The organism is Dorea sp. (genome assembly GCF_977044405.1).
Window position 1 is genome coordinate 87,024 of record NZ_CDRRQK010000010.1, and the last position, 11,856, is coordinate 98,879.

Sequence of the window (11,856 nt, forward strand, 5' to 3'; positions counted from 1 at the left end):
TTTTGCAGTTATTAATGTCGCTTTTTATCGTTTATATGAAATTCTCTTTCCAGACTCTGTGTCAAAAGCATTGTATCTACATCTTTCATATCATGTTTTTTTGGAACCGGTCCTTTTTTCGCAGAGTGTTTTCTACCTTCACTTGCTCTTCTCTGAGCCGGGCTTCTGTATTCTGAAGAACGATATCCGGATTCTTTTTTATGATCTTTCTGATGTTCTTTTTGATGATCTGCCGGTTTTCTTTCTATAATATCTATAGGCCCTGTCGGCATCTCCTTACGAACACCTGACACACCCAGATCTATCGCCTTTGTTTCTCCTTCCGAAGTATCCTGCGACAGGCGTTTTACTGCTTCTGCGTCAATGATTTCTGTTTCTTGTCTTTCATTTATTTTTTTCACTGTTTTTTCCGGTGTTGCTATAGATACCTTCGGTATTGCCTTTACATAATAGTAATACTCATCATCCTCAAACTGAAGTCTTTCACTTCTTGCATAGTCCACAGAAAAAAGGAATAATTCCAGCACCAGACCAATTACAACTGCCAGGATATTTCCAAAAATTAAAGCTCCATAAGATGCATCCACTCCCAGTGCAATATCTCCAACTGCAACTACGATTACATTTGCAATTGCACCTGTAATGATCCCTATCTTCCATGCATGATCAATTTCCTGTCTGCGGATGGTATAAATCACATAAAATCCAATAATAAATGCAACAATGTAAATCCACATTTCTTTATTCAAGAACACCTTCTGTACATATGAAGTGATTTCATAGAGAACTGCTTTTCCGCCCGTTCCTTTTGAAGCTGTTGCTGATTTCTTAACGAATTCCATCATATAATATACAACAGTCCCACAACTTACTGCCACAAGACTTACCGGTGCATATACAAGCGCACACGCTACCGGAACTAAAAACGGGATTTTAAGCACAAAAGCCAATGGTGTAAACAACACTACCAATGCCATCTTCGGAGTCAGCCTGATATAGAATATATACATTATCAGAAAAACCAGTGCCGTTACTGCAAATATACCAATTGATGCTGCCATCGTATGAGCAAGAATCAGAACCGTTGCCAGAACAACCGTAACCATTATCGGCAAGAATGTACAGATTACCGATAAACCAAGTGCTACTACCGGCGACGCTGCTGATTTTAAAAATCCTATATTTTGATTAATCACTGTAAATGTCAACATTGCCAGGACAAACTGAAATATCTTGTCAAACCATTTTGAATGTTTTCCGTAAAGTTCTTCCAATCTTCCGCGAAGTACGTATATATTATCCATCTATCTTTTCTCCTTTTCATACATCTTCAGTAATTGAATCAGATTATGATTGTATTGTTTTACTCTTTTTCTGGCTTTCTTATGCTTTTCATTGAATATATGACTTGCAAGCCCGCAATATACAATCACAACACCCACATATCCTGCAAGAATAATCAATGCCAGAAATATGATCAGACCATTCGACATGCCCTCCATCAGATTATCCATACCTGCCAGCAACGCCAGCGCCACTATACATACATAACCTACTGTCACACACAAAAATGCACAGATTACATGAAGGCTTGCATAATCTTTTCTATAATAAGAGCTGATCTTAAAATCTTCTTTTCCATGTGTCTCTTCGTAAAGCGCAAGTTCAGTCATAAGTTTTACTTTTCTCTCATCTAACATATCTCCACCTCGATACGATTTTTTTACATAAAAAACATCATTTTTAGTATAACAAATATCAGTATCCTTGTCCAATACTTATAGTCAAAAAGTAAACATTTACAACACCTCGCTGCTTCAGCACGTAAGCGGCGGCATCTATTGTACTTCCCGTTGTGTAAATATCATCAATCAGCAGCACTGTTTTTACCGGCACAAAATCTTTCTTCACAGCAAATGCATTCTTCAGATTCTTTTTTCTTTGACGGTGTCCCAGAATTTTCTGTGGATTGGTATACTTTCTACGGATCAGATGCCTGCTGTCTACCGCTATTCCCGTCCCCGTTCCAATTAGTTCAGCCAGAATCCGGGCCTGGTTATATCCCCTTTTTCGTTTTCGTCTGAAATGTAACGGGACCGGCATAATGACATCCGGATGCCATGACACTATTACGTCTTTATACCAATACAATATTTCCTGTGCATAAATCGTTCCATATCTTCTTTGATTGTGGTATTTGAATTGATAGATTGATTGATTCACCGGTTCTCTGTGAAGCCACAGACTAATCCCACGGTCATAATAATGATGTGTATGCAGGCAGTCATAACAGTATTCCTTTTCCATACTACGGATCTGTTTTCCGCACCGCATACACCTTGGTTCTTTGATTCTTATGGATTCCAGCCTTTTTCTGCACGTATCACAGATGCCCTTTTTACAGGCTTTCTGACAGAACGGACATACTTCCGGCCAGAAGAAAGATAAGATTTTTTCTATATATTGTCTCACTGTAATTCCTGGATTCGCTCTGCAAGACTTGTATTACGGTTCTGCTGGTTCGTATTATGTATCATTTCCTGAAAAACCTGTTCGCTCCCGATGATCGTAACACATTTTCTTGCTCTTGTAACAGCCGTATAGAGAAGATTTCTGTAATACAGTTGTCTTGGTCCCTGTAAAAGAGGGATAATAACTGCCGGATATTCACTTCCCTGAGATTTGTGAATGGTAATTGCATATGCCAATTCTAATTCATCCAGCAGTTCGAATGGATATTTCACCTTTTTCTTTTCATCGTATTCAACGGTAACCGTCTCTTCGTAGGTATTGATCTTTCGTACAATTCCCATATCTCCGTTAAATACACCGACACCTTTATCTATCGTCATGCCATATCTTGTCGTGATTTCCCATTCTAACTGATAATTATTTTTGATCTGCATCACTTTGTCCCCCTCACGGAACAAGCGATCTCCGATTTCTTTTTCCTGCTTTCCCGGTTTTGCAGGATTCAGATATTCCTGTAATATTTTATTGATTCTCTCAACACCAAGGAGTCCTTTTCTCATAGGTGTCAGCACCTGTATATCGGATTCTTTCGCATCCACATACTTTGGAAGGTTCTTTTGGATCAGTGTAATGATATTGCTGATGATCATATTGGTATCCTGACGCTTCAAGAAGAAAAAGTCCATACTCTTATTATCCAGGACCACTTCTTCTCCCCGGTTGATTTTGTGCGCATTTACCACAATATCACTTTCCCCTGCCTGTCTGAATATCTTGGTAAGTTTTACTACCGGAAAGCATTCTGATTTTATAATGTCTTTTAAGACGCTTCCTGGTCCTACACTTGGCAGCTGATTCACATCTCCTACCAGAATCAATCTGGTTCCCGGAACAACCGCCTTCAAAAGTGCATACATAAGAGGAAGATCCACCATCGACATCTCATCTATGATGATGACATCTGCTTCTAAAGGATTTTCTTCATCCCTCTGGAACCCACCAATATTCTCATCATCCGGATTGCCTGCAACTTCCAGAAGTCTGTGGATTGTCTGTGCCTCACATCCGGTCGCTTCCGTCATACGTTTTGCTGCTCTTCCGGTCGGAGCTGCCAGATAAATATCCAGTCCTTCGCTTTCAAAAAAGTGAATCATTGCATTGATCGTTGTGGTCTTTCCTGTTCCAGGACCTCCTGTCAGTACCATGAGTCCGTTTCTGACCGCTTCCATCACCGCTGTTCTCTGCATATCATCCAGGTATAAATCTGTATTTTTTTCGATTTTATGAATACGTTTTAAAAGATTCGTATCTGCGATCTCAAATTGCAGGTTTAGATCATGTAACATTCTCGCTGTATTCAGCTCCATATAATAATAATGCGCAGTGTACACCCGCATTCCTTCTTCTGACGACTTCATAACAATCTTTTTTTCCATTGCCAGATCCATCAGAAAACGTTCTATATCTTGAATCTGCACTCCCAGTAATTCGCCTGTAAGCCTGAGCAGGACATTCTGATACAGATACATATGGCCTTCTCCCACGCTCTGCGTCAATACATAGAAGATACCACTCCGTATCCGGAAATCCGAGTCTGTATGAATTCCGACTTTTGCCGCAATCTCATCAGCCGTCTTAAATCCCATTCCCGGCACATGATCCGCCAGCTGATACGGATTTTCCTCAATTGCACGATACACATTATGTCCATAATGCTGGTAAATCTTTGCTGCCAGCGTTGTAGAAATCCCGAATTTTTGAAGATAGATCATGGCCTGACGCATATCCTTCTTTTCTTCTACCTGCGCAGCGATCTCTCTTGCCTTTCGCTCACTGATCCCCTTGATCTCTGCAAGCCGCTCAGGTTCTTCCTCTATAATACGGAATGTATCTTCTCTAAATTTTTTCACAATTCTTCCGGCTAATGATGTCCCGACTCCTTTGATCGCACCTGAGCCCAGATATCTTTCAATAGAAACAAGGTCTTCCGGTTCGCACACTTCTGACTCTTCTACAGCAAACTGAAGGCCATACATCTTATGTGTTGTATAGCCTCCAGTCAGTTTCAAAAGCTCTCCTTCTTCTATAAAATGGAAATATCCCACACAGGTAACTTCTCCATCTGAATGATTCAGATGAAATACAGTATATCCGTTTTCTTCATTCCGGTATACAATATGTTCTACATATCCTTTTATCTCTTCCATTATCTACTTATCCAGCTTTTCTTTTCATTCGTTTTGTTAAAATATTCCGATACGCTCATCCATAAATTCTACATATTCTCCGGTACCGATCGCAACTACTTTCATTGGATCATCGGCAGTCATGGTATTGATTCCAGTTCTTTCTTCGATCATCTCTTCCATTCCCCGGAGCATTGATCCACCTCCGGTAAGCATGATTCCTCTGTCCAGAATATCTGCCGAGAGTTCCGGTGGTGTACGTTCCAACACACTCATAACACCTTCTACAATCTGCCCGGTTGTCTCACGAAGTGCCTCCTCGGTCTCCGAAGATGTTACTTTAACAGTCTTTGGAAGACCTGTGACCAGGTTTCTTCCCCTGACTTCCAACGTCTCATCTTCAATCAGCGGATAGGTTGTTCCGATTTTGATCTTGATATCTTCCGCCGTTCTTTCTCCGATCAGAAGATTATGTTTTTTTCTCATATAACGCACGATTGCCTCGTCAAAATCATCTCCGGCAATCTTAAGGGATGTATTTACAACGGTTCCACCAAGCGAGATTACTGCAATATCTGATGTTCCGCCACCGATATCGACGATCATATTGCCACATGGTTTAGAAATATCAATTCCTGCCCCGATAGCTGCTGCCACCGGTTCCTCGATCAGATGTACTTCTCTGGCTCCTGCTGCGTAGGTTGCCTCTTCGACAGCCTTTCGCTCGACTTCCGTTACTCCGCTTGGCACACAGATGCTGATTCTTGGCTTTTTGAAAGTTCTTTTTCCCAGTGCTTTCTGTACAAAATATTTGATCATTTTCTCTGTTACGGTATAATCTGAGATCACACCCTGTCTTAAAGGTCTCACCGCAACGATATTCCCCGGTGTTCTTCCAAGCATCAGTCTTGCTTCTTCTCCGATTGCCTTGATTGCATTCGTATCTCTGTCGTAAGCCACAACGGAAGGTTCTTTTAATATGACCCCTTTTCCTTTCACATATACCAATACACTGGCAGTTCCCAAATCAATTCCAATATCTACTGACATTCCCACTTCTTCCTTTCTCAAGCTGTCTATATCATCATCTTTCGTAACGACAAATTCATCCATATGCTGTTTCTTCAGCATGTTCCCATTATAATCAAATTCCTTTAAAATAAAAAGACTTATTTTGCTTAAATCTTTATGAACCTGTTTACGTTTATGATATATTTTGCCGAATGCACATGAAGCCTGGCATTTTCTGTCCCCTTTTCTCTGTCTTTATGCGTCCAGAATCTTATCAGGAACTCCGGGCGCATATTTTTCAGACATATTCTAAAGCATCGGTTTTATATACTTGCCTGTATACGATACCGGGCTTTCTGCGATTTCTTCCGGAGTGCCGGTTGCAATCACAGTTCCCCCCTTATCTCCACCTTCCGGTCCGATATCAATGATATAGTCTGCCGTTTTAATCACATCAAGATTATGCTCGATTACAATCACTGTATTACCATCGCCCGTCAGACGGTGCAGAATCTCTGTCAGTTTGTGCACATCTGCGAAATGAAGTCCTGTCGTAGGTTCATCCAGAATGTATATTGTCTTTCCCGTGCTTCGCTTGCTAAGTTCTGTTGCCAGCTTGATACGCTGCGCCTCTCCACCTGACAATGTCGTAGACGGCTGTCCAAGGCGGATATACGAAAGTCCAACATCATACAGGGTCTCCATCTTTCTGCGGATGCTTGGTACATTTTCAAAGAAATGCATTGCTTCTTCTACTGTCATGTCCAGGACATCGTAAATGCTCTTTCCTTTGTATTTTACTTCCAGCGTCTCTCTGTTATATCGCTTTCCTTTGCAGACTTCGCACGGAACATAGACATCTGGGAGGAAATGCATCTCGATCTTAATGATTCCATCTCCACTGCAGGCTTCACAACGGCCGCCTTTTACGTTAAAGCTGAATCTTCCTTTTTTATATCCCCTTGCTTTTGCATCCGGTGTTGCTGCAAACAGATCCCGGATCAGGTCGAATACCCCTGTATAGGTTGCCGGGTTTGATCTTGGCGTTCTTCCGATCGGAGACTGGTCAATGTTAATAACTTTATCTAACTGATCCAGCCCTTCAATTGCTTTGTGCTTTCCAGGAATGGTTCTCGCACGGTTCAGGTCTCTTGCCAGACGTTTGTACAGGATCTGGTTCACAAGCGAACTTTTTCCTGACCCCGACACACCGGTTACACAGGTCATAACTCCAAGCGGGAAGTTCACATCAATATTTTTCAGGTTATTCTCCTGCGCTCCGATTACCTTAAGCCATCCTGTCGGCTCTCTTCTTACTTCCGGAACCGGGATTTTAATCCTTCCGCTCAGATATGCACCTGTTACCGACGCTTCGTTCTGCATAATTTCTTCTGCTGTTCCGGTTGCAACTACTTCTCCACCATGTTCTCCGGCTCCCGGACCGATATCCACTATAAAGTCCGCTTCTCTCATCGTATCTTCATCATGTTCTACTACGATTACAGAGTTGCCCAGATCCCGCAGATGCTTCAATGTACCCAGCAGCTTATCATTATCCCTCTGGTGCAGGCCAATACTTGGTTCATCCAAAATATACGCTACCCCCACCAGACCTGAGCCTATCTGTGTTGCCAGACGGATTCTCTGGGCTTCTCCACCGGACAGAGTTCCTGTAGCTCTTCCGAGTGTGAGATAATTTAATCCTACATCCATAAGGAACTGGATTCTGGAATTGATCTCTTTTAAGATCTGTCCGCCAATCAATAACTGCTGACTGTTTAGCTTTAATTCCTTTAAAAACGCCTGCAGTTTTTCAATCGACATACTGGTCAGTTCTGCAATGTTCTTATCTCCTACTGTAACTGCCAGTGCACCTGGTTTCAGACGCTGTCCTTTACATGCATGGCAAGGCGTGATATTCATGAACTCTTCATACTCAGCCTTCATAGTCTCCGATGAAGTCTCTCTGTATCGGCGTTCTACATTCTTAATCAGTCCTTCAAATGCGACATCATAGACCCCTTCACCGCGTTGTCCTTTATAATGTACTTTTAATTCTTTTCCATTTGTTCCATGGATCAGTACATCATGAATTTCCTTTGGATATTCTTCAAATGGTGTATCCAGTGAAAAATCATATTCTTTACTCAGTGCGTCTAAGATTGCATAAGTAAAACTCTTTTTATCGGTACAGGACTGCCATCCCATGACGGTAATTGCCCCCTCACTGATGCTAAGGCGTTTGTCCGGAATCATCAGGTCTTCATCAAATTCCATCTTATATCCCAGACCAAAACATTCCGGGCAGGCTCCGAATGGATTATTGAACGAAAAGCTTCTCGGCTCAATCTCTTCGATGCTGATACCGCATTCCGGACACGAAAAACTCTCGCTAAACTGTATTGGATCACCTCCGATCACATCAACGGTCATCAGTCCTTCTGCCAGATTCAGTACATTTTCTATAGAATCTGTCAGTCTCTGTTCGATTCCGTCTTTTACTACCAGACGGTCTACGATGATCTCGATGTTATGCTTGATGTTCTTATCCAGCTTGATTTCTTCTGACAGTTCATACATATTTCCATCGATTCTGACCCGGACATATCCACTTTTTTTCGCGCGTTCCAGTAACTTTACATGGGTTCCCTTTCTTCCTCTTACCACCGGTGCCAGAAGCTGGATCTTCGTTCTTTCCGGAAGTTCCATTATCTGTTCTACCATCTGGTCAACCGTCTGTTTCCTGATCTCACGACCACATTTCGGACAGTGTGGAATTCCGACTCTTGCATATAATAATCGGAAATAATCATAAATCTCCGTTACGGTTCCTACCGTAGATCTCGGGTTACGGTTCGTAGATTTCTGATCGATGGAAATCGCCGGTGAGAGTCCCTCTATGCTTTCTACATCCGGCTTTTCCATCTGACCTAAGAACTGCCTTGCATACGAAGACAGTGATTCCATATATCGTCTTTGTCCTTCTGCATATATGGTATCAAAAGCAAGTGATGATTTTCCCGATCCACTAAGTCCGGTCAGAACCACCAGTTTGTCTCTTGGTATGTCTACATCTATATTCTTCAGATTGTGTTCGTTCGCTCCTCTGATCTTGATATATTGTCTTGAATCTTTTTCCTGTGACATGTGAGTGTGTTTTCTCCTTCTATCTATATCTAACTAAATTTGCTTAATCCTTTATTGGCTTACCACTTTACCATCATCAGAACTGTCACTTCCATTTTTTCGAATGTGTAACTTTTCAAATCAAGATGCTCTGACTTTTCTTAAACTCTGATTTTTTTCAAATCAGGCTTTTATCTCCTGTAATGTCTTCTTAAGCTCAATTAACTTATCTCTTAGTTCTGCTGCAGCTTCAAAGTTCAGATCTGCTGCCGCTTTCTTCATCTGTTTTTCCAGTTCTTTGATCAGCTTCTCTAATTCTTTCTCGCTCATGGATTCCGGATCTTTTTCCATCTGTAATTCAGAAGCCGCTACCTTCTTGGATACCGAGATCAGATCCCGTACTGCTTTCTGGATTGTCTTCGGTGTAATACCATGTTCTTTATTATATGCCATCTGCACTTCACGTCTTCTCTGCGTCTCATCCAGTGCCGCACGCATAGAATCCGTAATCGTATCTGCGTACATGATCACATGACCTTCTGCATTACGTGCCGCACGGCCGATTGTCTGGATCAGTGATGTCTCGGAACGTAAGAAGCCTTCTTTATCTGCATCCAGAATCGCAACCAGTGTAATCTCCGGAATGTCCAGTCCTTCTCGCAGAAGGTTGATACCAACCAGTACATCGAATACATCCAGACGCATATCTCTTACAATCTCGGTACGTTCCAGTGTATCAATATCCGAATGCAGGTAACGCACGCGGATTCCCAGCTCCCGCATATAATCGGTAAGGTCTTCTGCCATACGTTTGGTCAGTGTTGTTATCAGTATTTTGTGCTTATTGGCAATCTCTTTATTCACTTCTCCGATCAGATCATCAATCTGTCCTTCTACCGGACGCACTTCCACCTCCGGATCCAGAAGTCCGGTCGGACGGATCACCTGCTCTGCTCTTAAAAGTTCATGCTCTTCTTCATATTTACCCGGCGTTGCGGACACGAACATAACCTGATCGATCTTACTTTCAAATTCATCAAAACTAAGCGGTCTGTTATCCAGTGCCGACGGCAGACGGAATCCGTATTCTACCAGTGTACGCTTTCTCGACTGATCACCGTGATACATACCGCCAATCTGCGGAACCGTCTTATGTGACTCGTCAATCATAATGATAAAGTCATCCGGAAAATAATCCATCAATGTGTTTGGCGGCTGTCCCGGTGCAAGTCCCGCCAAATGTCTGGAGTAGTTCTCGATACCTGAGCAGAATCCGGTCTCACGCATCATTTCTATATCAAAATTCGTACGTTCTGCGATTCTCTGCGCTTCCAGGAGCTTTCCTTCCGCTTTGAAATATTTCACCTGCTCTTCCAGTTCAATCTCAATATTACGAATTGCTTTCTCCATACGCTCTTTCGGAACAACATAGTGGGAAGCAGGAAATATTGCAACATGATTCAGCGTATTTTTCACCTCGCCGGTAAGCATGTCTATTTCCGAAATCCTGTCAATCTCATCTCCGAAAAATTCCACTCGGACAGCAGTATCTCCCCGGTCTGCCGGTACGATTTCTACCGTATCTCCCCGTACCCGGAAGGTTCCTCGCTTGAAATCCATATCATTTCTGTCATATTGAATATCTATCAGCTGACGCAGCACTTCATCCCTGTCTTTTTCCATGCCTGGACGGAGTGATACCATCATCTGTTCAAAGTTTTCCGGTTCACCAAGACCATAGATACAGGACACGCTGGCGATTACGATCACGTCCCTGCGCTCGATCAACGCGGCCGTTGCTGATAATCTCAGTTTATCAATTTCTTCGTTTACCGAGGAATCCTTTGCGATGTAGGTGTCTGAGGATGGGACGTAGGCTTCTGGCTGGTAGTAGTCGTAGTAGGAGACAAAATATTCCACTGCGTTATCGGGGAACATCTCCTTGAACTCTCCGTATAGCTGAGCTGCTAACGTCTTATTATGAGCGATGACAAGTGTCGGCTTCTGTAATTGCTGAATCACATTCGCCATCGTAAAAGTTTTTCCAGAACCCGTAACCCCTAGTAAAGTCTGGCATTGATTGCCTTCCTTGAACCCTTTCACAAGCTCTGCAATCGCCTGTGGCTGGTCTCCGGTTGGTTTATATGGGGCTTTCAATTTGAACTCATTCATGGTAAATTCCTCCATTTGTGACTTTTACTATGACCAATATCAGCCAAAAATTCGTATCCAGATTCGTAACGAAAAGCTCATTTTTATGGTGAATAGATGTGTTTCTCACCTCGTTACGAATAAAAGTCACATTACGTAGTATCCCTGTGGGAAAACTGATTTTTACGGATAAAACAGCACCCGGAAATACCTGATGATACCAGGCTCCGGTTCTGTTATATTTTTACTGTTTGTTCTTGTAACAGTCCCTATTATATCAGACATTTTTTTGAAAGTATATAGATGAAGGCAAGAAAAAAGTACAAATGTTCGATTCTTATTTGTACTTTTCTCTCTCACTACTATTCTATTTTTTATCATGCTGCGTGGAAATATTCCTCCAGGATTAAGTCTATTTCAATCACTTCTGAATAATCATAATACTGATCTTTCCGCTCTTTTGGAATAACTTCTTCAATAAATGGTTCCAATACATCCAGACAGTCTTCTATGATTTCCTGTGTATCTCCATAGACATCTACGGATATAATTTCCTTGGCATGTCCCAATAAATGCGAAACACCTTTTGAATTAAAGCTATTCTTCAGCAAAATAGTTGCATAGGTATTTCTCATTCATCTTCTAAGCGCTAATAACCTACGCAACAATAGAACGATTTGAAAAGTTATCCAGCTTTTGCTTACCATATTATTTCCTTAAATTAACATTCATGTAACGCCCAATATTACGCAAATTCATCGAGTCCTCTAAAAACTGAAGTTCATCCCAATATGCAGACCTTTGATTATACACGCTTATAAATTATTGGTTCATCATATCCAAAAGTTCTCTTTCCATTAACTTCCATGCTTTCTGATACTTCCAGAAAATTGTTGGAAAACTTTTCCCA

Annotated in this window: 8 protein-coding genes; all 8 read right to left on the reverse strand. The window is 41.8% G+C overall.

Annotated features, from left to right (window positions below):
• Nucleotides 1-11: 11 nt before the first annotated feature.
• Nucleotides 12-1,304: a hypothetical protein gene (locus ACWJAF_RS06575; RefSeq protein WP_448862958.1), complete on the reverse strand. Its 1,293-nt coding sequence runs from the start codon at nucleotides 1,302-1,304 to the stop codon at nucleotides 12-14.
• Nucleotides 1,305-1,700 carry a hypothetical protein gene (locus tag ACWJAF_RS06580; protein WP_296030684.1) on the reverse strand — a complete coding sequence of 132 codons (396 nt, stop codon included), beginning with the start codon at nucleotides 1,698-1,700 and terminating at the stop codon, nucleotides 1,305-1,307.
• 58 nt (nucleotides 1,701-1,758) lie between these two features.
• Nucleotides 1,759-2,472, reverse strand: coding sequence for a double zinc ribbon domain-containing protein (locus tag ACWJAF_RS06585; protein WP_448862959.1), 714 nt, complete (start codon nucleotides 2,470-2,472; stop codon nucleotides 1,759-1,761).
• The gene (gene recD2, locus ACWJAF_RS06590; RefSeq protein ID WP_448862960.1) at nucleotides 2,469-4,679 is read right to left on the reverse strand and encodes an SF1B family DNA helicase RecD2; all 2,211 of its coding nucleotides are present in this window, start codon (nucleotides 4,677-4,679) and stop codon (nucleotides 2,469-2,471) included. The genes ACWJAF_RS06585 and recD2 overlap by 4 nt, the downstream gene beginning before the upstream one ends.
• Nucleotides 4,680-4,715: 36 nt before the next feature.
• The gene (mreB, locus tag ACWJAF_RS06595; protein WP_296030696.1) at nucleotides 4,716-5,708 is read right to left on the reverse strand and encodes a rod shape-determining protein; all 993 of its coding nucleotides are present in this window, start codon (nucleotides 5,706-5,708) and stop codon (nucleotides 4,716-4,718) included.
• A gap of 270 nt (nucleotides 5,709-5,978) precedes the next feature.
• Nucleotides 5,979-8,816: an excinuclease ABC subunit UvrA gene (gene uvrA / locus ACWJAF_RS06600; protein ID WP_448862961.1), complete on the reverse strand. Its 2,838-nt coding sequence runs from the start codon at nucleotides 8,814-8,816 to the stop codon at nucleotides 5,979-5,981.
• 162 nt (nucleotides 8,817-8,978) lie between these two features.
• Entirely contained in the window at nucleotides 8,979-10,967 is a 1,989-nt protein-coding gene (uvrB, locus tag ACWJAF_RS06605; RefSeq protein ID WP_448862962.1) for an excinuclease ABC subunit UvrB, read from the reverse strand.
• A gap of 356 nt (nucleotides 10,968-11,323) precedes the next feature.
• Nucleotides 11,324-11,581 carry a hypothetical protein gene (locus tag ACWJAF_RS06610; RefSeq protein ID WP_448862963.1) on the reverse strand — a complete coding sequence of 86 codons (258 nt, stop codon included), beginning with the start codon at nucleotides 11,579-11,581 and terminating at the stop codon, nucleotides 11,324-11,326.
• Nucleotides 11,582-11,856 lie beyond the last annotated feature (275 nt).